The organism is Vibrio sp. 10N.286.52.F8, assembly GCF_041468745.1.
Taxonomy (GTDB): Bacteria; Pseudomonadota; Gammaproteobacteria; order Enterobacterales; family Vibrionaceae; genus Vibrio; species Vibrio crassostreae_C.
Genome location: NZ_JBFRJF010000051.1, coordinates 12,783 through 34,583 on the forward strand (window position 1 = coordinate 12,783; position 21,801 = coordinate 34,583).

23 protein-coding genes and 5 tRNA genes are annotated in these 21,801 nt (G+C 43.1%); 16 read left to right on the plus strand and 12 right to left on the minus strand.

The genetic code is table 11. The annotated features are described in order from the left end of the window. Positions 1–126 precede the first annotated feature (126 nt). Positions 127–549 (plus strand): hypothetical protein, encoded by a 423-nt coding sequence (locus AB4133_RS21050; RefSeq protein WP_102321503.1) that lies wholly within the window; start codon positions 127–129, stop codon positions 547–549. Between the two features lie 84 nt (positions 550–633). Here the strand turns inward: AB4133_RS21050 and AB4133_RS21055 are convergent, their stop codons facing one another. Genes AB4133_RS21055 through AB4133_RS21065 form a run of 3 tightly spaced genes read right to left on the minus strand, consistent with a single transcriptional unit; the run spans position 634 to position 2,384 of the window. Further along, positions 634–1,470, minus strand: coding sequence for a CsgG/HfaB family protein (locus tag AB4133_RS21055; protein ID WP_102428681.1), 837 nt, complete (start codon positions 1,468–1,470; stop codon positions 634–636). 16 nt (positions 1,471–1,486) lie between these two features. Beyond that, positions 1,487–1,897, minus strand: a complete 411-nt coding sequence (locus tag AB4133_RS21060; protein WP_102340680.1) for a curli assembly protein CsgF — start codon at positions 1,895–1,897, stop codon at positions 1,487–1,489. A 10-nt stretch (positions 1,898–1,907) separates the two neighbouring features. Next, positions 1,908–2,384: a curli production assembly/transport protein CsgE gene (locus AB4133_RS21065; protein WP_017064155.1), complete on the minus strand. Its 477-nt coding sequence runs from the start codon at positions 2,382–2,384 to the stop codon at positions 1,908–1,910. Positions 2,385–2,697: 313 nt separating this feature from the next. On the opposite strand from AB4133_RS21065, the gene AB4133_RS21070 reads away from it, so the two are divergent. The 3 genes from AB4133_RS21070 to AB4133_RS21080 all read left to right on the plus strand — a co-directional run bounded on the left by AB4133_RS21070 (position 2,698) and on the right by AB4133_RS21080 (position 5,415). Further along, on the plus strand, positions 2,698–3,309 hold the full coding sequence (locus tag AB4133_RS21070; RefSeq protein WP_017064156.1) for a hypothetical protein: 612 nt from the start codon (positions 2,698–2,700) through the stop codon (positions 3,307–3,309). A gap of 85 nt (positions 3,310–3,394) precedes the next feature. Continuing rightward, positions 3,395–4,252, plus strand: coding sequence for a curlin (locus AB4133_RS21075; RefSeq protein ID WP_372225648.1), 858 nt, complete (start codon positions 3,395–3,397; stop codon positions 4,250–4,252). A gap of 494 nt (positions 4,253–4,746) precedes the next feature. Further along, positions 4,747–5,415, plus strand: a complete 669-nt coding sequence (locus AB4133_RS21080) for a LuxR C-terminal-related transcriptional regulator (protein WP_372225650.1) — start codon at positions 4,747–4,749, stop codon at positions 5,413–5,415. 102 nt (positions 5,416–5,517) lie between these two features. On the opposite strand, the gene AB4133_RS21085 is transcribed toward AB4133_RS21080, so the two are convergent. Then, positions 5,518–5,594 (minus strand) — tRNA-Pro (locus AB4133_RS21085). Positions 5,595–5,849: 255 nt separating this feature from the next. Between AB4133_RS21085 and AB4133_RS21090 the strand changes: the two genes are divergently transcribed. The 3 genes from AB4133_RS21090 to rluF all read left to right on the plus strand — a co-directional run bounded on the left by AB4133_RS21090 (position 5,850) and on the right by rluF (position 8,052). Further along, positions 5,850–5,990, plus strand: coding sequence for a DUF3149 domain-containing protein (locus AB4133_RS21090; protein WP_017062321.1), 141 nt, complete (start codon positions 5,850–5,852; stop codon positions 5,988–5,990). Between the two features lie 170 nt (positions 5,991–6,160). After that, on the plus strand, positions 6,161–6,742 hold the full coding sequence (smrA, locus tag AB4133_RS21095) for a DNA endonuclease SmrA (RefSeq protein WP_017062320.1): 582 nt from the start codon (positions 6,161–6,163) through the stop codon (positions 6,740–6,742). 176 nt (positions 6,743–6,918) lie between these two features. After that, the gene (gene rluF / locus AB4133_RS21100; RefSeq protein ID WP_017064161.1) at positions 6,919–8,052 is read left to right on the plus strand and encodes a 23S rRNA pseudouridine(2604) synthase RluF; all 1,134 of its coding nucleotides are present in this window, start codon (positions 6,919–6,921) and stop codon (positions 8,050–8,052) included. 106 nt (positions 8,053–8,158) lie between these two features. Here rluF and ybaK read toward each other — a convergent pair whose 3' ends face one another. From ybaK to hemA, 8 genes are all read right to left on the minus strand, one after another. Next, complete coding sequence (gene ybaK / locus AB4133_RS21105) at positions 8,159–8,632, minus strand: Cys-tRNA(Pro) deacylase (RefSeq protein ID WP_017062318.1); 474 nt, start codon at positions 8,630–8,632, stop codon at positions 8,159–8,161. 104 nt (positions 8,633–8,736) lie between these two features. Beyond that, positions 8,737–10,398, minus strand: a complete 1,662-nt coding sequence (gene ushA / locus AB4133_RS21110; RefSeq protein WP_229647678.1) for a bifunctional UDP-sugar hydrolase/5'-nucleotidase UshA — start codon at positions 10,396–10,398, stop codon at positions 8,737–8,739. 454 nt (positions 10,399–10,852) lie between these two features. Beyond that, the gene (gene kdsA, locus AB4133_RS21115) at positions 10,853–11,707 is read right to left on the minus strand and encodes a 3-deoxy-8-phosphooctulonate synthase (RefSeq protein ID WP_017069619.1); all 855 of its coding nucleotides are present in this window, start codon (positions 11,705–11,707) and stop codon (positions 10,853–10,855) included. A 22-nt stretch (positions 11,708–11,729) separates the two neighbouring features. Then, positions 11,730–12,539 (minus strand): SirB1 family protein, encoded by an 810-nt coding sequence (locus AB4133_RS21120; protein WP_136974806.1) that lies wholly within the window; start codon positions 12,537–12,539, stop codon positions 11,730–11,732. Between the two features lie 27 nt (positions 12,540–12,566). Next, positions 12,567–12,950, minus strand: a complete 384-nt coding sequence (locus tag AB4133_RS21125; protein WP_009848726.1) for a SirB2 family protein — start codon at positions 12,948–12,950, stop codon at positions 12,567–12,569. A 194-nt stretch (positions 12,951–13,144) separates the two neighbouring features. Then, on the minus strand, positions 13,145–14,005 hold the full coding sequence (gene prmC, locus AB4133_RS21130) for a peptide chain release factor N(5)-glutamine methyltransferase (RefSeq protein ID WP_017062314.1): 861 nt from the start codon (positions 14,003–14,005) through the stop codon (positions 13,145–13,147). Positions 14,006–14,010: 5 nt separating this feature from the next. Next, positions 14,011–15,099: a peptide chain release factor 1 gene (gene prfA, locus AB4133_RS21135; RefSeq protein WP_017062313.1), complete on the minus strand. Its 1,089-nt coding sequence runs from the start codon at positions 15,097–15,099 to the stop codon at positions 14,011–14,013. Between the two features lie 28 nt (positions 15,100–15,127). Next, complete coding sequence (hemA, locus tag AB4133_RS21140) at positions 15,128–16,387, minus strand: glutamyl-tRNA reductase (RefSeq protein WP_017062312.1); 1,260 nt, start codon at positions 16,385–16,387, stop codon at positions 15,128–15,130. A gap of 160 nt (positions 16,388–16,547) precedes the next feature. Between hemA and lolB the strand changes: the two genes are divergently transcribed. From lolB to AB4133_RS21185, 9 genes are all read left to right on the plus strand, one after another. After that, on the plus strand, positions 16,548–17,195 hold the full coding sequence (gene lolB, locus AB4133_RS21145; protein ID WP_017067135.1) for a lipoprotein insertase outer membrane protein LolB: 648 nt from the start codon (positions 16,548–16,550) through the stop codon (positions 17,193–17,195). After that, a complete protein-coding gene (ispE, locus tag AB4133_RS21150; protein WP_372225657.1) occupies positions 17,192–18,067 on the plus strand; it encodes a 4-(cytidine 5'-diphospho)-2-C-methyl-D-erythritol kinase in 876 nt (291 codons plus the stop codon). The genes lolB and ispE overlap by 4 nt, the downstream gene beginning before the upstream one ends. Before the next feature lie 27 nt (positions 18,068–18,094). Next, the gene (locus AB4133_RS21155) at positions 18,095–19,039 is read left to right on the plus strand and encodes a ribose-phosphate pyrophosphokinase (RefSeq protein WP_004739814.1); all 945 of its coding nucleotides are present in this window, start codon (positions 18,095–18,097) and stop codon (positions 19,037–19,039) included. A gap of 223 nt (positions 19,040–19,262) precedes the next feature. Next, positions 19,263–19,853, plus strand: a complete 591-nt coding sequence (gene pth / locus AB4133_RS21160; protein ID WP_004739815.1) for an aminoacyl-tRNA hydrolase — start codon at positions 19,263–19,265, stop codon at positions 19,851–19,853. Positions 19,854–19,863: 10 nt separating this feature from the next. Then, positions 19,864–20,955 carry a redox-regulated ATPase YchF gene (gene ychF / locus AB4133_RS21165; protein WP_010439159.1) on the plus strand — a complete coding sequence of 364 codons (1,092 nt, stop codon included), beginning with the start codon at positions 19,864–19,866 and terminating at the stop codon, positions 20,953–20,955. 280 nt (positions 20,956–21,235) lie between these two features. Then, positions 21,236–21,312, plus strand: a tRNA-Met gene (locus tag AB4133_RS21170). Between the two features lie 65 nt (positions 21,313–21,377). Continuing rightward, a tRNA-Leu gene (locus tag AB4133_RS21175) sits at positions 21,378–21,462 on the plus strand. Positions 21,463–21,492: 30 nt separating this feature from the next. Further along, positions 21,493–21,567 (plus strand) — tRNA-Gln (locus AB4133_RS21180). Positions 21,568–21,644: 77 nt separating this feature from the next. After that, a tRNA-Met gene (locus AB4133_RS21185) sits at positions 21,645–21,721 on the plus strand. Positions 21,722–21,801: the final 80 nt, after the last annotated feature.

The following is a 21,801-nucleotide window of genomic DNA, read 5'->3' on the forward strand; positions in this document are numbered from 1 at the left end:
CTAACGATGCTCAACCTCATTTTGTTTTCGTTATAAAAGCATTTCCTTAATAACAGAATCTTTACATTTAATAGCACCATTGCAGTGCTATTATCTTTCGCTCTTTTTACCTATGGCGTTGTTCTAATGAAACCAGTACTTTTTGCTTTCCCTTTAGCCCTCACGATGCTGATGCCCTCAATAGCCTCAGCCAAAGAAACATGCACCATCGAACAGTTTCAGGCGATAGACATACAACCGGATACCAAAGGCGGTGTATTAGATAAAGAAAGCGGACAGTTTTTGATTACAGAGAAACCACCGATGCGCTGCGCCAATATTACGTTCACAACATCTACAACACGAAACCGTATCGCAAGCCAAATGAACAACAATTTTGAAGCAAACTTTTACGACAACCAAACGGGAAGCTCTCACTCGGTGACGTTTGATGAAGATGAAATAAAGGCAGGTTACATTCGAATAGGCCCGAATAAGCCAGCGGAAGCGTATGTTTGTTTTGTTACCTCGGAAACACCGATAAAAGATATTACGTGCGATGTGAATTGATCATTGAGTTGCTTGAAGAAAAAAACAGGGCTAAGGGAAAGGTCCGTTTTCCGCATAGCCCTATTTTGCTGCTTACTCGGTTGCTTACAATATGTCGGCGCTCTCTTCGGAATAACGAGCAATAATTGGATTTTGTAGTGCATTAGGATCACCCGGCGACCACATTCCACGCTTCATGCCTTTTACAATAAGATGTATTACCGCAGCATCAATCGCTGACATCACAGCGATATTAACGGGTTCATTTTGGCTGTAGCCCATTTCAACTTCTAATAGTTCTTTGTAGTCAACAAACCTGAATGCGCCGAATCCTATCTCATGTGATGAAATGGTTTTTGTCGTAGTCACACTCAACAGAACTTGCCCTGTTCTTACATCAACGGCTCTTAAGTTAACTGTCACTTGATCGGTTCTATACTGCCCTGAGCCACCAATGCCAAGATACTTCGCACCAGCCCCACCTGTAACAATATTAGAGTCATAAGCAACAATACCGCCTTCAATAACGATATTCGCAGAGCTCAACGATGTTAAGTCGGCTCCGTGATTGTTCACTACCTTGTCTTTTTTCTGAGCAGCACGAATGATCTTACGTTCCGTCAACAAGTTCTGGAGCCCTTCACGCTCTAGAGGAACAAACCACTGGGAATCTATCAATGCCGTGGTCAGTAAAGACGTTCCACCCTGTGGTACCGCTGTCGAAAAGTTACTGTTTGGCTGAGGTTTATACTGTCCCGTTTGATCTCTAAAATCATAAACCGAAACAAGTATTTTACCGCGAGGCTGAGGTAATGAGATCAGGTCCGTATAAGTCGATCCTCTCGGCATCAACTTTGGCGTTTCAGAAGTCTCTGGAATTTGCATAGAGTAAGTGCACCCTCCCAACACAAAGGTCAAGAAGACGATAATGATCGATTTCATAACACAATCCTTGTGATTAGAGGTCGGGGTTTAATCCAGAGACACTGATTTCTGTCGATTCCCCAGTCTCTTTATCGACGATTTGAACCAACAAAGTCCCGGAATCATCCACAATATTCAGGAAAAAATCATCAGTTTCCAACTGCCCCGTGTTTCCATTACCCACGTCAGCAAGCAATTGGCTAATTAAACGGGACTCTAAACTCGAAGCTAGGCGATCTAACGCAGACTCTTGTTCATCAAAAATATCCCTAGCATTAGGGTCTTCAAAATCATTGATGGCATTAGCGTGATTAAAAAGGTGAGAGCTGTTTAAAGCATTTCCGCCAAAACTTGGGTTTACGGGCGTGTAAACTAACTCGCTCGAGTAAACCGAAGGCGAAGCGAGCAACACAATAAGCACAGCCTTTCTGAAACATATCGACATCCTTGGCTCCTTAAAATTCATCATGGTCTAGATCGTAAGTGTCCTGAAAGATCCGTTCCGCTTGCCATCGGATGATGTAATTCCCAACCACTCGTGTTGCATCGGCAGCGCGTTCTTTCGCTTGTCTACGACCAGGGGACAACGCCGTACGGAAGATCGGTTTTCTAGAGTGTTGAACCTCTATGATGCTTCCTGATAACGCCGTTGGCCTTTCTTTTACCGTCAAATTTTCCTTAAGGTCGGGATAACTATCATTGAGCGATTGCGAGAAGAAAAAATAGAAATCCTCTCCCAACCGCGTAATGGTTCTGTCCACAATGATTCCATCGACTTCACTGAAGTCATTGAATTTTTCCTTAAGATTATTTGTCGAGTCCTCAAGTTTTTGTCCATTTTCTAAAGGAGCAGCATTTTCAAGACCATGACTCTTTTCTTCTGCATGAAGAGCAAAGGAAAGCAGAGTTATTGTAAGCAGCTTGATTTTCATATGTGCTCCCATTCAAAGTCTATTTACAAAATGAGAATGTGATTCGTTGAAACTGAATAAAGCGTAATTCATGCTTACAGTGGCATATATAAACTTTCGAATTAATTACTGAAGGGAATTGATTAACTAAGGTTGGTAGGATTCGGTCAAATACTAATTAAATTTCATATGAACAACTAAATATTTTCAACTTTAAGTTTATAGCTGTTCGTAAATTCAAGGCCTAGGATTTCGATAAGACAAAGGTTCACTCATTCCCTACGCAGTTTATTTTCGTAGGGATCATAATCACGAACACTTTAAGGTAAAGATGATGGTAATTGGGAAAGCATCACTTATCAGCTTAACTTGTTTATATTTTTTATCAGGAGGTTTTAATAATGCTATCGCGTCAGATATAGAAGGGGATTTTTTACATAATGTTAATCAAGATATAGTCAATGATTATAATTATTTAGAAAGCTTCTCTTCTGGAGATTTAGATAATTATTCAGAATTAAATATATCTAATGCTACTGATTCAATAGCAATAATAAAGCAACGCAGTCCTGGTATTACCGCGAACAACAGAGCGAAGATAACGCAAAGCGGAAGTTCTAACTCCGCATACATTGGTCAAACAGGGCGCAATAATACCGCCTTAATAGACCAGAATGGTTCAAATAACGATGCCGCAATTGGGCAACTCGGAGTAAATTCTGAAGCGCTTATTTCCCAAGACGGGAATAACAATTTAGCAGTTATCGGACAAGCTAACTTCTCAAGACAGAGTAGTCAGCTGAGCATTGACCAAAAAGGCAATGGCAATACTGCTTATTTGGTTGGTTCTGGAAGAAGTAATTTAGGAATTTCTCAAGACGGCAACGACTTTGCTTTAGTGAAAGCGTCTAGCTCAATGAGAATTCACATCAATCAAGCCAATTAGCGCGCAGTATGGAAAGCTTGATTCACCGTTGCTTCTCTGTGAAGCAGCAACAACGTCGACATGGAAATGTATAAGGATACAACTTATGAAAGTTACACAAATTGGAATTATAGTCGGTGCTATTCTGGGCTTTAATGCAGCATACGCAGATAATTTACCTGCTCCTTTTCCAGCCTCTGAGCCAGCGTTGGGGACAATAGAAGGAACAACCGATCTTGGCATATCATCGACAGTAGCCGGTATTCAACCTTTAGCGATGGATAATACTGCCGTTTGGCAAATGGGTAGTGGCAATAATGCCAATGTCACCATTAACCAGAACACGTCTGGTGTTACTGATGGGCATGTTGCACTAGTTGACACACATGCTAGCTATAACTCTGACGTAGTGGTTCAACAAGATGGCAATCTCAATGAAGCTCACGTTAAGTTACGCTATGTAAACAACAACGCCTGGGTTGATCAAGATGGTGTTAGTAACCAAGCCCAAATTACAGTTCAACCTTATGGTCGAAGCAATGATTTACGAGTTACACAAGTGGGTAACGAGAACATCTCTGTCGTCAATGCTCTAGGTGGTGCTGACTACAATGAAGCTGATGTGAATGTCTCTGGTAACTCCAATACAACCTATACCGAGTTTAGTAACGCGAGTGTTGATAATAATGATGTAGACATCGATATCAGCGGCGATAATAACTATGTTCAAACGATAGTCAACACCGATGTTGGTGGTGGCGACGATAACTATGTCGATATCGATCTCGTGAGCAGTAGCGATAACCGAGTATTCACGTTACAAACAGGATCTCATTCAGATGCCATTGTTAGCTTAACAAACAGCAGTTCAAACCAATTTATGATTGAACAAACCTCTTATGATACTGCTCTCGTTTCAGGTAATGGCGCAAGTGGTAATGTCGGTATAATTTATCAGAATTAATATGATAAAGAGTGCATATATTAAAACGGCGTTGATCGCCGTTTTATTTATTTCTTTCCATTTTAATGGATTTTCTTCTGATTTAAATTCAGTACAGTGCCTGATAAAAAATAAAAGTCTTATTCTGACCATAAATAACAGTGTGGCATCTTCATTAACGTTGAGTACGAACACCAACTCTAATTTCAACCAGAATACGAATAGTGGTATTACAACGTTGATTATTAATATAAATCAGTTTCCTGCCACTATAAAACTTCACCCAAACAAGGGGATCTGGAAAATTCATAAAGACTGTACAATCAATAAAATAAAACCATAAATCTCGGTAATTCCCTCTTTCTACTTAAGTATTATTTTACCTTCGACAATACTATTAAATTAATTTCATAAATTTGATGAATAATTAGCTTTAAAAATTAGCAAAATAACAATACGTGCTTTAAACTAAAACACCTAAAGTTCAAGTAATGAGTTAAGAAAAGGAGTTCCACATGGCTAAACTGGAGGCTCATAACACCATTTTACTTGCGGAGAACAATTTACAATCGATACTACTAAAAGAGTCTATAGAACAGAAAGTTAACCTGAACATAAAACTCATATCACCGGAAAGGCTCAGTGCTAAATCCCTAAAAAACGATGACTTAGTTCTGATTATTATTGATTTCCCGACAATGAGTAAGCAATACATTGAGAAATACCAGGAGCTCAGAGATGACGTAGCAAGTGATGTCCATGAAGTGCTACTCAATACACCAGGCGATTTCCCGCACTCTGAAATGCTTAAATGGCAGTATCTTGTCGGCATTTTTTATACGTCGGACACCCTTGAAAAGCTCGTGGCCGGCTTTAACTGCATTTTGCAAGGCGAGATGTGGATGAGCAGAAAGCTGATCTATAAATACATCCGTTTTTATAGAGACAGACAATGCGCCAAAACCAGCCCTCATTACCTCAAGCTGACCAAACGCGAACAGCAGATCATCAAACTACTCGGTGATGGCGCATCTAACACGCAAATTGCGGACACACTCTATGTCAGTGAGAATACAGTTAAAGCACACCTTCACAATACATTCAAAAAGATCAAGGTGAAGAATCGCTTACAAGCTTTGATCTGGGTTAAGAACAACGTTGCGACAAATGAGTTTGTCCAATAGACCTAACTCTCTGCCCTCAACCATAAACAGTCAATGCAGTTAGAATGTAGAAATCCCAAATACAAAAAAGCCGTAGCATCTCTGCTACGGCTTTCTTTAATGTGGTCGGTGAAGAGGGATTCGAACCCCCGACCCTCTGGTCCCAAACCAGATGCGCTACCAAGCTGCGCTATTCACCGAGATATCTAACTGGCTCATTGCCTGTCGATGGAGCGTATAATACGGGTTCTGAATTTATCCGCAAGGGCTTTTTCTCATATTTATTGCGATTTTGAATCGTTCGAACAAAAGACATACAACAACGAGCATGATGTGACGAAAAACACACAGTTACCAACAAGTATTTAACTTATGAAACAGGATTGATCCAGATCAGTGAATTGATAATGCTTGTTAATACACTAAGCCATGTCATATAACTTTGAGGTATACACATGGACTTTTGGCTAGATCTCCTATTTGGTAATGCGGTGGGACTATCTTCAATGATAGTAATCTTCGGGGCTCTGGGTCTCATGATGTTTTATGGAGGCTTCTTCATATACAAAGTTATGACTGAAAAATCTCCTCACTAGAATCGCTCTGCCTAAATCATTTACTTTTAAGTATTCTTTTACTTTATAAGTAAATGTCAAAACGCTTTGCACCGGAGCAGACTTATTGTCTTCTCCGGTTTTTTCATTTTTAAACCTAACCTCAACTTAGGTATACTTACCCTATCCTTCTCCAACTTGAGATACACACTATGTCTCATGATGATGACTTAGATCTATTCCAAGAAATGATGGGCGATGTTAAACGTATCGACCATGACACCGCTGAACACCAGAAAGTACACCGAGTCACCGAATCTCACCTTGCTAAGCGTGAAGCCGCTATGTGGCTGTCTGACGACGAGAAAGACTACTTATCATTAGACTATTCGCCAATGATCAAGCCAGACGATGTTGTTGCTTATAAAAAAGACGGTGTACAAGAAGGCGTATACAAAAAGCTGCGCCTAGGAAAATACCCTATTCAAGCCAAGCTCGACCTTCATAGGAAAACACTGAAAGACGCACGTAACGAAGTGCTTTCATTTTTGCGTCAGTGTTTAAGAATGGATGTTCGTACCGTCATCATTGTTCATGGTAAGGGTGAGCGTTCGAATCCACCTGCAATGATGAAAAGCTACGTGGCAAATTGGCTAACACAAATCAACGACGTTCAATGTGTTCATTCTGCTCAGCAATTTCATGGTGGTACGGGCGCAGTCTACGTAATGCTCAGAAAGAGTAATGAGAAAAAGCTAGAGAACAGAGAGCGCCATCAAAAACGCACCAGTTAATAGGTTGAGATAGATAAATGGACTAGTAACGATTTTGCATCAAGATCGATATTTCGTGCCTAGACTCACACCAAGTGCTAAAATTACCTCAGTTAACGAATTTCAACTCAAAGCAACTATCCAAAGGTTGCTTTTTGTTTATCTACATTTCCGTTGTGAAACGCTAAGAGAATATCATGTCACAAGAATCCCAAGCTAAACGCCTTAATAAATACATCAGTGAAACTGGTTTTTGCTCACGCCGCGAAGCCGATAAACTGATTGATGCAGGCCGAGTTACTATTAACGGTAAGATCCCTGAAATGGGTACTAAAGTCTTGCCAGGTGATGATGTTGAGATCGACAATAAGCCTGTTCGCTCAAAAGAGAAGCCGATTTACATTGCTCTCAATAAACCAACAGGTATCACCTGTACGACTGAGCGTGATATTCCTGGCAACATCGTCGACTTTATTGGCCACCACAAGCGCATTTTCCCGATTGGTCGTCTAGATAAGCCTTCTGATGGCCTTATCTTCCTAACCAATGACGGCGACATCGTAAACAAGATCCTACGTGCAGGTAACAACCACGAGAAAGAATACGTGGTGCGTGTAGATAAGCCGATTACGACGGAATTCTTGAAGCAAATGGGCGCTGGCGTTCACATTCTCGATACAGTCACTTTGCCATGTAAAGTAGAGAAAGAGACTAAGTTCTCATTCCGAATTACGCTAACACAAGGCCTTAACCGCCAAATTCGCCGTATGTGTGAAGCGCTCGGTTATGAAGTATTTAAACTGCGTCGTGTTCGTATTATGAATATCTCACTAGACGGTATTCCTAACGGCAAATGGCGCTACCTGAGCGACGAAGAGATCACTGAAATTTTAGCGATGTGTGAAGGCTCAGTAAGTACGGAAGATGCGTCAAAAATGAACGCGAAAGGTCAACGCATTCGCAAAGCGACTGACGCGAAACTTTTTGATAGCCGTGAAGAGAACCAAGCTTCAACAGCGCGCCGTAATCAAAACGAGAACCGTACACGCACCTACCGCGGTAACAATGCGGATGAATTCCGTCATGCACCTAATTCAAAGCGTGGCCGCAATTCATCGAATGGTGAAAGCGGTGGTAATACCGAGAACTGGAAATCGAACTCTCGTTCAGAGCGTTCTAATTCAGATAGAAATCGTTCGGATCGCAATCGCACAGATCGCGATAATACCGATCGTAGAAGCGGGAAGCCGGCAAACCGCAGCCAAGATTCAAACAGACCGAACAAACCTGCACCAAAGCGTGTTGGTGGTACTTTAGGTCTGAAGAAGTAGTCTGAATCAGTAAGACGAGACTCTCGATATAAAAACGCCCGCTAGATTAGTCTAGCGGGCGTTTTTGTTGGTCATTCGATAGTTTTATCATCATGACGACGACAATCTATAAACATAAATCAGCAAACTGGCCGCGAGTCAGAAATGTTAAGTCTTTTGGGTCTAATTCAATCTCTAGCCCACGCTTACCTGCACTCACACATATCGTTTCAAAATCTGTCGCACTGGAATGAACGAAGGTAGGCAGTGCTTTCTTCTGTCCAAGCGGACTAATGCCACCAACAACATAACCCGTGGTTTTCTGAGCAATCTCAGGATCGGCCATCTCTGCTTTTTTGCCTTTCGCTGCTTTAGCGGCAAGCTTTAGATTTAGCTTCTGGTCGACAGGAATAACGGCAACCGCCAAATCTTTCGCCACACCATTCAAGCAGAACAACAGCGTTTTGAATACACGTTTGGGATCTTGACCAAGCGCTTCAACGGCTTCTAAACCATAGTTCGTATTATTCGCATCATGATGATACTGGTGCACACTATGAGCGATTTTCTTTTTCTTGGCGAGATTGATTGCAGGGGTCATAACAAATCCAAACGATAGATAAACAAAAAGCGACGCCAAGGCGTCGCTTTAGTTAAATTTATCATGGTGCTAGAGTCAATCTAATTTAGCACCTATTGATACAATTACTTGTAAACCATTTGGCCTGAAGGCGCGTACTTGTTCACGTCAACCGGGCTGTTTGCTTCTAGGTACTCTTTCAGTACTTCAGCATCAACAAAACCAGTATTTACGTAACCTGGGTGATCAGACAGTTTAGGGTAACCGTCACCACCAGCAGCGTTAAAGCTTGGTACTGTGAAACGGTAAGTTTCGTCTAGACGAAGCTGTTTGCCACCGATGAATACATTCGATACTTCACCGTTCGCTACTGTCATAGAGATTCCAGCAAACTGAGCGTAAGCACCAGAATCGATTGGTTTAGTTGCCACTACATTTAGGTAATCCAGAACTTCTTTACCCGTCATGTCTGTGTAAGTCAGGATGTTTGCAAAAGGCTGTACCTTCAGTACATCTTTGTAAGTAACATTACCGGCTTCAATTGAGTCACGAACGCCACCAGAGTTCATCACAGCGAAGTCTGCTTTTGCACGCTCCATGTGAGAAGTCGCAATCAAACGACCTAGGTTGGTCTGTTGGAAACGAACGACGTTACGATCGCCTTCAAGCTTGCCATTTGTCTCAGCGATTTGAACTTCTAGCTGTGCCTGACCTTGCTCTTGGAAAGGACGTAGGAATTCAAGTAGCTCTGGGTCTTGTGCGATTTCATCTTGAATAAGAACACGTTGCTTCTTACCGTCGATCTTAACTTTCTTCTTAAGGTTAACTGGAATCAGGTCGTAGCTCACCATCTCTAGCTCGCCATTACGGAATTCGTAATCAGCACGACCTACGTACTTGCCCCACTCGTGAGCTTGAACGATGTAAGTACCGTTCTGTACGTCAGGCTTACACTCATCACCCGGCTTGAAGTTTTTCTTCGCAACGTTAGGGCCTTCCATACATACAGGCTCTTGAGAGTGACCACCAACGATCATGTCTAGATCGCCTTCGTTTAGGTAACGAGCAAGTGCGACATCACCCGGAGCATTAACACCACGTTGGCCATTTTCGTAGTGACCCATATGAGTCACAGCAAAGATTAGATCCGGTTTTTCTGTTTCTTTAAGTTCAGCGATTAGCTTCTTCGCTTCTTCTTTAGGATCACGGAAGTCGATGCCTGCGATAAATTCAGGGTTACCAATCTTTTGGGTATCTTCAGTTGTTAAACCAATAACCGCAATCTTGATGCCTTGCTTTTCGAACATCTCGTAAGCTTGGAACTTACGTTCACCTGTCGCTTTATCGTAGATGTTTGCAGATAGCATTGGGAAATTAGCCCAGTCAATCTGCTTTTCTAGTACGTCTAAAGAGTTATCAAACTCGTGGTTACCCAATGCCATTGCATCGTAACCAATTTTGTTCATACCTTTAAAATCAGGTTCTGCGTCCTGAAGGTCTGACTCTGGAACACCCGTGTTGATGTCACCGCCAGATAGAAGCAACACGCTACCGCCTTCTGCTTCAACTTCTGAACGAAGTTGGTCAACTAGCGTTTTACGTGCAGACATGCCGTATTCGCCATATTTATTCTGCCAGAAACGACCATGGTTATCGTTTGTGTGAAGAATCGTTAGCTTGTAAGTTTCGTCTTGGTTCCAATCATGAGCTGATTGAGACGCACACCCAGCTAGAGTAGCTAGAATTGCAGCACTTAGTGCTGTCTTTAGAATAAGGCGTTGCTTCATTGTCATACCTTTGAACTTTTTAGGGAATCCACTGCTTTTTATAATCTATTGCGACCCCTTTCCTGGAGTTCGAACAATAAGACTTCAACATGACTAATCTTAAATTAACATTCTAGATGTAACACGACGATTTCATATTTATGTCGAATTGGTCACGCATAGGTCAACAGTTAAGTGTAACAAAATTATGAGATTACACTCAAACTTCCCCTGCATCACAAGCAATCGTTTACTTACAAAGTGTGATGAATATCAGCAATTTACTGCAAACAGGACTGACCTCACACTCATATAAGAGTTTCTTAGGTAATAACCCGCCACGTTAACAACTCTTTAAATGAACGGTTTATGTTCGGCTGATTTTACGAGATAAAAAAAAGCCCAATTCAGAGAACTGGGCTTTCTTAGATCAACTTTGTTAAATAACGTTTCCGTTACTTCACATCCATCTCAATTATTTAATATCAATATGCTCAAAGCCTTTGATAAGGTCATCAAGTGCTTTCATCTGCTTCAAGAACGGCTCTAGTTTGTCTAGAGGTAGCGCAGATGGGCCATCACAACGAGCTTGGTCTGGGTTTGGGTGAGCTTCAATGAACAGACCCGCAATACCCGTAGCAAGACCCGCTTTAGCAAGTTCAACCGTTTGCTCACGACGACCGCCAGATGCAGCACCTGATGGGTCACGCATTTGTAGAGAGTGCGTCACGTCGAAGATGATTGGGCTACCGTTTGAAGACTTCTTCATTACGCCAAAGCCAAGCATATCCACAACAAGGTTATCGTAACCCATGCAAGCGCCACGCTCACAAAGGATGATGTTGTCATTACCGCACTCAGCGAACTTATCAACGATGTTGCCAACTTGATTCGGGCTCATGAACTGAGGCTTCTTCACGTTGATTACTGCGCCAGTCTTAGCCATTGCTTCAACAAGATCAGTTTGACGAGCTAGGAATGCAGGTAGTTGGATTACATCAACCACATCCGCAACAGGCTGAGCTTGAGCTTCTGTGTGGATATCAGTAATGATCTTCACGCCGAAAGTATCTTTCAGCTCTTGGAAGATTTTGAGACCTTCTTCCATTCCTGGACCACGGTATGAATGAACTGAGCTGCGGTTCGCTTTATCAAAAGACGCCTTAAATACGTAAGGGATGCCCAGCTTCTCGGTTACTTTTACATAGTGCTCACAGATCTGCATAGCAAGATCGCGAGATTCAAGAACGTTCATGCCTGCAAATAGCGTAAATGGCTTGTCGTTAGCAATTGGCATATCGCCAATGTGAACTGTTTTTTGTTCCATCATATTCTCTCTAAATAATTATTAATTAGTGAACTACCACTGTCTTTTCGTTCATGACGTTCACTTGAGATTTCAGTAACTCAGATGCAGGGTCATCTGGGCATTGGTCGATAAAGTATTGATAATCGGTTACGGCCACTTGGTGACAGTCTAGCTGCTGATAGATAAAACCGCGGTCACGGATTTCATACGGATCATCCGGCACAAACGTTAACGCAAGATCGGTACACTTCAATGCAAGTGTATAACGCTCTTCTCGCAGCAGTGCACTCTTGAGCAGGGCTAACCACTTACCAATAATCGTTGGGTGGTCGGCGACTTCTAGGTGCTCAGGTTTCACCTTAGCTAATGGGCCATCATGGCCAATTAGCCATGCTCGCAGCGTTTGTTCGCCAACGTACTCACCGTTATAAGGGTTAATGTAGGCTGCAGCTTGCCCGTACCAACTTACTTTAAGTAAGAATTGAGTCGGGAAAGAGACGCCCTCTACAGGAAAGCCTAGCTTGCGACCTAGAAAAAGAAAGATCGCCCCCAGACTCACTGGAATGCCTTTCTTTCTCTCAAGCACTTTATCGATGAACGCGTTTTCCGAAGAGAAATACGCATCTTTATCGCCAGCAAAACCCCATTCATAAAAGAATAGTCGAATAAAAGATTCAAACTTCTGCTGTTCATCGGTTTCATTAACCAAAGCAAACTCGGCGTCTTTTAACAATCTCGCCAGCTCTTGCTCTGCCCAACTGTCTTGAGTTTCTGGGTTAATCGCTTTATTTAAGATCAATGCACCTTCAGCTAATTCTAGCTGGTCAAAGTCTTCATCAAAAAATTCGTACATAGATAGTTAACCGAAATAAGGAGATAATTAACCGAAAAATGTTGGTGTCTTGGTCATTGCGATTTTGCCTGCCATCGCTAACCAGCCAAGCGCACCAAAGAAAGAGAATACTCTCAGTAGCTTGTTTTTACCTAGCTTAAGCGCAAAGAAACCTAATGCGATGTAAGCCATAACACAAGTTAGTTTTTCGGTTAACCATGGTGCTGCTGGTGTAAATGGAATAAAGCCAGTGATGAAAATCAAACCAATACCCGATAGCAATAGCAACGAGTCATTGATATGAGGGAAACGCTGCAAGAAAGGATGCTTAAGCTTAGGTGAGTTAGCCATCATAAGAGCGAAACGAATCGAGAGAAGTAGCGCACTTATAGCAATCGTTAATAGGTGAAAATGTTTTAGACCTTCGTACATGGTATTCCTTTATATTTTTATATGTGCTTTCGTTAACACGAGCCTCACAATACCCGTTAATGCTCTGTAGTTCTGCATAAAATCTCTGTATTTCTGCGCTAAATGCATTATCGGGTTAAATGTATTGTCGAGTTAAAGGTATCAATTTAGCAAGTTCATCATCCATTGCTCACAAGACGATTAACAATCACTAACTATGAACAGTAACGACCCAATGTCACTCGGTCATTACCACCGTAATCTTTCTCTGTGACAACATCGAGATAACCGAGCGCCTGCATAATCTCACGAACTGCCAAACCTTGGTCATAGCCGTGTTCAAATGCTAACCAACCTTCATTTTCCAAAAAGCCACGTGCGTTTTCAGAAATGTATCGAATATCTGCAAGCCCTTTCTCTTCAGCAACCAGTGCTGTGATCGGCTCAAAACGCACATCGCCTTGAGACAAATGAGGATCATTCTTCTCAATGTATGGCGGGTTAGAAACAATCAGAGAGAATTTCACAACGCCTTCAGAGCTCAAAGGCTCAAACCAACTACCATGCAAAAAAGTCGCATTGGTGATGTTGAGACGCTGTGCATTCTCTGTCGCAAGCTGCTGCGCTTCAGGGCGAAGATCAATACCCGTCACCTGTCGATTCGGCATCTCAGACGCCAATGCTAACGCGATAGCACCTGTACCTGTCCCTAAATCGAGAATCGCGCCTTGCTTGCCAAAGGTTTTATCCAACGCTACTTCAACCAAACGCTCGGTATCTGGGCGTGGGATTAATGTAGAAGGGGAAACTTTTAACGGCAGTGACCAAAACTCACGCTCACCGATAATGTAAGCCACAGGCTCACCGGTTAAGCGACGTTTTAGAAGGGCATTGAATTCAGACTCTTGCTCAGAGGTGAGATGCTTCTCAGGCCAAGTCAGTAGGTAAGATCTTGGTTTATCTAAGGCGTGACAAAGCAGTACCGCGGCATCAATAGAGGGTGATGTGTTATCACCCTCTTGAAGCTTTACGATTGCTGCTTTTAAAGCACTTTCAACCGTATATGCTGACTGCATACTGGTTAGTTGTTCTCTGCAAGTGCAGCAAGCTGATCGGCTTGGTGCTCTTGAAGTACAGGATCAAGCAAGCTTTGCATGTCACCTTCAAGTACTTCGTTAAGACGGTAAATTGTAAGGTTGATACGGTGATCCGAAACACGGCCTTGTGGGTAGTTGTACGTACGAATACGGTCACTACGGTCACCCGAACCTAGTAGGTTACGACGTGTATCAGAAACCGCTGCCGCGCGGCGCTCTTCTTCTGCTTGAACAATACGAGCAGCAAGAACAGCCATCGCTTTCGCTTTGTTTTTATGCTGAGAACGCTCGTCCTGACACTCTACTACTGTACCCGTTGGTAAGTGAGTAATACGGATTGCTGAATCCGTGGTGTTAACGTGCTGACCACCCGCGCCTGATGCACGGAAAGTATCAATTTTAAGGTCGCCCGCTTTGATTTCTGGAAGATCCGCTTCTGGGATCTCAGGCATAACCGCAACCGTACATGCTGACGTGTGAACACGGCCTTGAGATTCGGTTTCAGGTACACGTTGTACACGGTGACCGCCTGACTCAAACTTCATGGTGCCGTAAACAGCGTCGCCACTAACCTTAGCGATCATCTCTTTGTAGCCGCCTTGCTCAGAAGCATTGCTGCTCATGATTTCAACACGCCAACCTTTCTTCTCAGCAAACTTAGAGTACATACGGAACAGGTTGCCCGCGAAGATACCTGCTTCATCACCACCCGCACCTGCGCGGATTTCTAGGAAACAGTTACGCTCATCGTTTGGATCTTTTGGAATAAGAAGAATCTGTAGCTCATCAGTCAGACGCTCAATTGCTGCTTTCGCATCTTTGATTTCATCTTGAGCCATTTCACGCATTTCTGCGTCGTCTTCGTTTGCCATCTCTTCAGCAGCTTCTAGATCTTCTTTCGCTTGCTGGTATGACTGGAAGCAAGCTGTCACTTCTTCAAGTTGAGAGTATTCTTTCGAAAGTGCACGGAATTTGTCTTGATTCCCGATTACATCTGGATCACCAAGTAGATGTTGAACTTCTTCATAGCGTTCAACAAGTGTTTCAAGCTTTACTAGAATCGAGGCTTTCATAATGTCTTATCTTGTTGGAGGTCTAATATTATTGAGGGTTTTCTAAGCCCAAACTCTGTCTAATGACCATTAATTTTGCAGGTTCTCCTTGCTCAGCTGCACTTTGAAGTGCGCGCGTTGGAGCATGGATCAATTTGTTTGTGAGCTTATTGCTGAGCTCGAGTAAAACTTTTTCAGGGTCACCGCCAGCGGCAAGCGATTGTAAACTTTTACTTAATAATTCTTCGCGGATTTCGTTAGCCGATTTACGGTAATCTCGAATACTGTCTACCGCTTGTAAAGAGCGCATCCAACTCATGAACGCGGCACTTTCTTCACTGACGATCGCTTCAGCTTGAATCGCTTCAACTTTACGTTGTTCGATATTGCCATCAACAATCGACTGCAAATCATCAACCGAATAAAGGTAGGCATCATTTAGATCACCAACCTGCGATTCCACATCACGTGGAACGGCAATATCAACCAATAACATCGGCTGATGCTTTCTTGTTTTTAGAGCAGTCTCAACCATACCCTTACCGATAATAGGCAATGGACTTGCGGTTGAGCTAATTACGATGTCCGCTCGATGAAGATGATCAGGGATCTCATTCAAGCTGATCACTTCAGCACCAAATTCTTCTGCTAGCCCTAGAGCACGTTCTCGAGTTCGGTTCGCCACAATCATTTTTGTACAGCCATTCGCCGAAAGGTGCTTAGCCACCAGCTCAATGGTTTCACCCGCACCAACCAGTAACACGGTTGAATCTGCGATGGATTCAAAAATATGCTTGGCTAAGGTACAGGCTGCGTAAGCTACAGAAACCGCGCTTCCGCCGATTTCAGTTTCAGTTCGAACACGCTTCGCAACAGAAAATGATTTCTGGAATAGTTTTTCCATTGAAGCATCAACGGATTTGTTCTCTCGCGAGTCCGTATACGCTTGCTTCACCTGACCTAAGATCTGCGGTTCACCCAAGACTAAAGAGTCCAAACCACAAGCAACGCGCATTAAGTGTTTAATCGCGGCTTGCTCTTCATGGATATAAAGGCTTGGCTTTAGCTCTTCTGGGCTAACTTGATGGAAAACCGACAACCAATCGATGAGTTTGTTTTTAGCCACGCCTTTAACGTCGCAATACACTTCAGTTCGATTACAGGTAGAAAGTATGACACTTCCATTCACGTGTGCATTTGCGTTAAGTTGCTTGAGTGCCTCAGATAATTTATCTGGACCAAAAGCGACTTTTTCTCGCAATTCAACCGACGCTGTATTGTGATTGATACCTACGGCAAGCAAAGACATGTATCAGAAGTTCTCGATCAGGGAATGGAAACAAGGGGCGAATTTTACTTGATGCATGGCTCTATTTAAAGAGCAAGCGGGATTTGTTTTCCTGAGTTCGTGAATTCAATGCTATAGTTGAAGCGTTTTTTAGATAAATTTGAACAAGTTGTGAGCAAACATGAGCAAGCTTCTCAAAATCGCGTCTCTTATTTTTATGGCCATAACTATGGTGGGTTGCTCGTCTATCCCAGAACAACCAACCAGCGTTGAATGGCAAAGTCATCAAGATCGGCTTTTACAGATAGACAACTATCAAGCCTCAGGCAAGCTCGCTTACATTTCCCCAGAGCAACGTCAAAGCCTAAATTTCATTTGGAAACATTCACCAAATCAAAGTCAATTAAGGCTCACTACTTTTCTCGGTCAAACTGCACTGAACCTAACCATAGATCCATCGGGTGCAAAAGTCGTGACCTATGGCGATCAAGTATTTACTCATGCGAGCGCTTCAGTCTTGGTTGAGCAGCTGACAGGTTTACAGATCCCTATTGATCACCTGCCACAATGGTTCCTTGGCATTCCAGACCAAGCCGATAGCTACCAATTGAACACGACCAACACGCTTGAATCTCTCACCAAACAAGTCAGCAACCAATTATGGACACTGAGTTTTGCTAACTATCGCAATACAGAGATGCCGAATAAGCAACTATCGGGTGAAGACAACACTAAGGTAGAGATAATCCCACTCCCTACTCGATTGTCATTCAAGCAAGACAATAACAAAATCAACATTGTAGTTTCGAAGTGGACACTGAAAAGATGATAACAACGCCAACCCATTGGCCTTCTCCGGCTAAACTGAATTTATTTCTCTATATCACTGGTCGACGTGACAATGGCTATCACGAACTTCAAACTTTATTTCAGTTTGTCGATTTTGGTGATGAACTGACGGTTACCGCAAACTCAGAAACTAGCTCGATAACAATCACACCAGAAATCCCTGGGGTAGCACTTGAAGACAACCTGATCTGGAAAGCCGCTACTGCGCTACAGCAATATACCTCAACCTGTTTCGGTGCCGATATTGAACTCAAGAAAGTACTGCCTATGGGTGGCGGTATTGGCGGAGGCTCTTCAAATGCAGCAACCGTGTTGGTCGCTCTGAATTATTTATGGCAACTCAACCTGTCAGACGATCAACTCGCCGAGATCGGTTTGAAGCTTGGTGCTGACGTTCCTGTCTTCGTTCGAGGCCACGCCGCCTTTGCTGAAGGGGTTGGAGAACAATTGTCACCAGCTAATCCGGATGAAAAATGGTATCTTGTTGTTAAGCCTCAAGTGAGCATAGCAACTGTAGACATATTCACACATTCAGAATTAACTCGAAATACGCCGAAGCGAGCGCTATCAACGCTTCTAGAGCAAGAATACGTAAACGATTGCGAAAAAATTGTGCGAATGCTGTACCCAGAGGTTGATAAGCAACTTTCATGGCTGCTACAATACGCGCCGTCGAGATTGACTGGCACTGGTTCGTGCGTTTTTGCTGAATTTAGCAGCAAAAAAGAAGCCGAATTGGTGTTGGAACAACTGCCTGACACAGTTTCCGCTTTTGTAGCGAAAGGACGAAACATTTCTCCTTTAAAAGAAACTCTGGCTGAATACCAATCAGCCCACCCACAATCTATTTAAAACTGGACGCAACCCGAGGTTTCCACCGTGCCTGATATGAAGCTATTTGCTGGTAACGCAACACCTGAACTAGCCCAACGTATTGCTGATCGTCTATACATCTCTCTTGGCGATGCTACTGTAGACCGTTTTTCTGATGGCGAAGTCGCTGTTCAAATCAATGAAAACGTTCGTGGTAGCGATGTATTCCTGATTCAATCAACTTGTGCACCAACCAATGACAACCTTATGGAATTGGTGGTAATGATTGACGCAATGCGCCGTGCTTCTGCTGGCCGTATTACTGCTGTAATCCCTTACTTCGGTTATGCCCGTCAAGATCGTCGTGTACGTTCTGCTCGTGTGCCAATTACTGCAAAAGTTGTTGCAGACTTCCTTTCTAACGTTGGCGTTGACCGCGTTCTTACTATCGACCTACACGCAGAGCAAATCCAAGGCTTCTTCGATGTACCTGTTGATAACATCTTCGGCACTCCAGTTCTTCTAGAAGACATGGCTAACCGTGGCCTAGAAAACCCAGTAGTGGTTTCTCCAGACCTTGGTGGTGTTGTACGTGCTCGTGCAACGGCTAAAGCGCTAGGTGATGTTGACATCGCTATCGTTGATAAGCGTCGTCCACGTGCTAATGTTTCTGAAGTAATGAACCTAATCGGTGATGTTGAAGGTCGTGACTGTGTTATCGTTGATGACATGATCGATACGGGTGGCACACTATGTAAAGCAGCTGAAGCGCTTAAAGAGCGCGGTGCTAAGCGTGTATTCGCTTACGCAACTCACGCTGTTTTCTCTGGTACTGCTGCGAACAACATCAAGAACTCTGTTCTAGACCAAGTTATCGTAACGGATTCTATCTCTCTATCTCCAGAGATGGCTGCGACGGGTAAAGTGACAACACTTAGCCTTTCTCGCATGCTTGCTGAAGCGATTCGTCGTATCAGCAACGAAGAATCAATCTCAGCGATGTTCAACTAATCAAAGCCCAATAGCTTTTTTTACAAAAGCTTGGTTTTAGAAACACGCGAGAGAAAGATATTAAGCACTTCAGTCAATGAAGTGCTTTTTTTATGTCTGAGTAATATTGCACTGCTAGTTATCACAAACAGGAATAATCGCGCAGCTATCAGCTAGCTCGCACCTTTTTCATAAACTGTGATATCATACGGCGCTTTTTGAAATCCCAAGAGAGATCCATACCTTGAGCCAACAAATAAAACTTCTCGTTGGACTGGCTAATCCAGGTCCAGAATACGCCAAAACTCGCCACAACGCGGGCGCTTGGGTAGTTGAAGAATTAGCGCGTGTACATAACGTGACACTAAAGAACGAACCAAAGTTCTTTGGTCTAACGGGTCGTATCATGGTTCACGGTGAAGATCTTCGTTTGCTGATCCCAACGACTTTTATGAACTTGTCAGGCAAAGCAGTTGCAGCCTTAGCAAAGTTCTACCAAATTAAACCAGAAGAGATCATGGTCGCTCACGATGAGTTAGATCTGCCTCCTGGTATTGGAAAGTTTAAAAAAGGTGGTGGTCATGGCGGACATAATGGTCTGAAAGACATCATCAGCAAGCAGGGTAACAATAAAGAATTCTATCGTCTTAGATTAGGCATCGGCCATCCAGGACACAAAGATAAAGTTGCAGGTTATGTATTAGGCAAAGCTCCTCAAAAAGAGCAAGAGTGTATCGAGGCCGTCGTTGACGAATCGGTTCGCAGCCTAGACATCTTATTAAAAGATGGCCTACCAAAAGCACAAAATCGCTTACATACGTTCAAAGCAGAATAAGGTTTATATCATGGGTTTTAAATGTGGCATCGTTGGTCTACCAAACGTTGGTAAGTCAACTCTGTTTAACGCACTGACTAAAGCAGGCATCGAAGCAGCAAACTTTCCATTTTGTACGATCGAACCAAACACAGGTATCGTTCCGGTTCCAGATCTACGCTTAGATGCATTAGCAAAAATTGTTAATCCACAGAAGATCCTTCCAACGACAATGGAATTCGTAGATATCGCGGGCCTAGTTGCTGGCGCATCTAAAGGTGAAGGTCTTGGTAACAAATTCCTAGCTAACATCCGTGAAACTGACGCTATCGGTCACGTTGTACGCTGCTTTGAAAATGAAAACATTGTTCACGTTGCTGGCAAAGTATCTCCAATTGAAGATATCGAAGTGATCAACCTAGAACTTGCACTGGCTGACTTAGACAGCTGTGAGCGTGCAATTCAACGTAACGCGAAGAAAGCGAAAGGCGGCGACAAAGACGCTAAATTCGAAATCACTGTACTAGAAAAGCTACTTCCAGTTCTAACTGAAGGTGGTATGGCACGTACTGTTGAACTTGGCAAAGAAGAAGCGGCAGCAATCGGCTACCTAAACTTCCTAACGCTTAAGCCAACAATGTACATCGCAAACGTTGCAGAAGATGGTTTTGAAAATAACCCATACCTAGACGCTGTTCGTGAATACGCAGAAAACGAAAACAACGTTGTTGTTGCTGTTTGTGCAGCAATCGAATCAGAGCTTTCTGAGCTTGATGACGAAGATCGCGAAGAGTTCCTTGCGGATATGGGTATCGAAGAACCAGGTCTTAACCGAGTGATCCGCTCTGGTTACGAACTACTGACTCTTCAGACTTACTTCACAGCTGGTGTTAAAGAAGTTCGTGCTTGGACAATCCCTGTAGGTGCAACTGCGCCACAAGCAGCGGGTAAGATCCACACAGACTTCGAGAAAGGTTTCATCCGTGCTGAAGTTGTTGGATTCGATCACTTCATCGAATTTAACGGTGAGAGCGGTGCGAAAGACGCAGGTAAATGGCGCCTTGAAGGTAAAGAATACATCGTTAAAGATGGTGACGTTGTTCACTTCCGCTTCAATGTATAATTCTGATTAAACATCTAGAAAAAAGGCCAGTGAATTCACTGGCCTTTTTGTTTTTCCCCTTTCTAAATTGTCCCTCACCAGAAACTTAACTTCCTATATATATCGCCTTTTAGACCTGTTTTTTGTCGACAAATACGCCTCTTTGCCTAAAAAGAAACCGAACAGATGTTTATTCGCGATTTATTCAAAAAAAAAGTTGACGGGTTTCACTCAACTCCGCATAATGCGCCCCGTTCACAGCGAAGCGGCAACGTTTCGAAATGAGCAACAATATGGAAATGGCTACTTAGCTCAGTTGGTTAGAGCACATCACTCATAATGATGGGGTCGCAGGTTCAAATCCCGCAGTAGCCACCATTTCCTAAGCACTCTATTTGATATTAAAGTTTGTCTTTAGTAACAAAGAGTTTTTAGGAAATAACGCGGTCGTGGCGGAATTGGTAGACGCACCAGATTTAGGTTCTGGCGCCGAGAGGTGTGAGAGTTCAAGTCTCTCCGACCGCACCATTATTTAGAATGTGTTTAAGATATCATTGTTGGGCTATCGCCAAGCGGTAAGGCACCGGCTTTTGATGCCGGCATTCCCTGGTTCGAATCCAGGTAGCCCAGCCACAATTTAAAGTGTAATTATCTTTAAAAAGATAATGGCATTGAAAGCAAGATTATATTATATTGTCTCGCTCTCAGATGGCTACTTAGCTCAGTTGGTTAGAGCACATCACTCATAATGATGGGGTCGCAGGTTCAAATCCCGCAGTAGCCACCATTCTTTCTTCGAGAAAGAAAAGACAACGTTATATTGAATCACCAATATTCAGTATGACTATAAAGATTTGCTGCGGTCGT

Excerpts from the sequence above, each read along its gene's own strand:
- kdsA (WP_017069619.1), bottom strand. The coding sequence starts at position 11,707 with ATGATGGAACAAAAAACAGTTCACATTGGCGATATGCCAATTGCTAAC.
- prmC (WP_017062314.1), bottom strand. The coding sequence starts at position 14,005 with ATGCAGTCAGCATATACGGTTGAAAGTGCTTTAAAAGCAGCAATCGTA.
- ybaK (WP_017062318.1), bottom strand. The coding sequence starts at position 8,632 with ATGACCCCTGCAATCAATCTCGCCAAGAAAAAGAAAATCGCTCATAGT.
- AB4133_RS21060 (WP_102340680.1), bottom strand. The coding sequence starts at position 1,897 with ATGTCGATATGTTTCAGAAAGGCTGTGCTTATTGTGTTGCTCGCTTCG.
- ispE (WP_372225657.1), top strand. The coding sequence starts at position 17,192 with ATGATAACAACGCCAACCCATTGGCCTTCTCCGGCTAAACTGAATTTA.
- ushA (WP_229647678.1), bottom strand. The coding sequence starts at position 10,398 with ATGAAGCAACGCCTTATTCTAAAGACAGCACTAAGTGCTGCAATTCTA.
- prfA (WP_017062313.1), bottom strand. The coding sequence starts at position 15,099 with ATGAAAGCCTCGATTCTAGTAAAGCTTGAAACACTTGTTGAACGCTAT.
- AB4133_RS21070 (WP_017064156.1), top strand. The coding sequence starts at position 2,698 with ATGGTAATTGGGAAAGCATCACTTATCAGCTTAACTTGTTTATATTTT.
- AB4133_RS21075 (WP_372225648.1), top strand. The coding sequence starts at position 3,395 with ATGAAAGTTACACAAATTGGAATTATAGTCGGTGCTATTCTGGGCTTT.
- AB4133_RS21080 (WP_372225650.1), top strand. The coding sequence starts at position 4,747 with ATGGCTAAACTGGAGGCTCATAACACCATTTTACTTGCGGAGAACAAT.
- AB4133_RS21065 (WP_017064155.1), bottom strand. The coding sequence starts at position 2,384 with ATGAAAATCAAGCTGCTTACAATAACTCTGCTTTCCTTTGCTCTTCAT.
- lolB (WP_017067135.1), top strand. The coding sequence starts at position 16,548 with ATGAGCAAGCTTCTCAAAATCGCGTCTCTTATTTTTATGGCCATAACT.
- AB4133_RS21125 (WP_009848726.1), bottom strand. The coding sequence starts at position 12,950 with ATGTACGAAGGTCTAAAACATTTTCACCTATTAACGATTGCTATAAGT.
- AB4133_RS21055 (WP_102428681.1), bottom strand. The coding sequence starts at position 1,470 with ATGAAATCGATCATTATCGTCTTCTTGACCTTTGTGTTGGGAGGGTGC.
- hemA (WP_017062312.1), bottom strand. The coding sequence starts at position 16,387 with ATGTCTTTGCTTGCCGTAGGTATCAATCACAATACAGCGTCGGTTGAA.
- rluF (WP_017064161.1), top strand. The coding sequence starts at position 6,919 with ATGTCACAAGAATCCCAAGCTAAACGCCTTAATAAATACATCAGTGAA.
- smrA (WP_017062320.1), top strand. The coding sequence starts at position 6,161 with ATGTCTCATGATGATGACTTAGATCTATTCCAAGAAATGATGGGCGAT.
- ychF (WP_010439159.1), top strand. The coding sequence starts at position 19,864 with ATGGGTTTTAAATGTGGCATCGTTGGTCTACCAAACGTTGGTAAGTCA.
- AB4133_RS21090 (WP_017062321.1), top strand. The coding sequence starts at position 5,850 with ATGGACTTTTGGCTAGATCTCCTATTTGGTAATGCGGTGGGACTATCT.
- AB4133_RS21050 (WP_102321503.1), top strand. The coding sequence starts at position 127 with ATGAAACCAGTACTTTTTGCTTTCCCTTTAGCCCTCACGATGCTGATG.
- AB4133_RS21120 (WP_136974806.1), bottom strand. The coding sequence starts at position 12,539 with ATGTACGAATTTTTTGATGAAGACTTTGACCAGCTAGAATTAGCTGAA.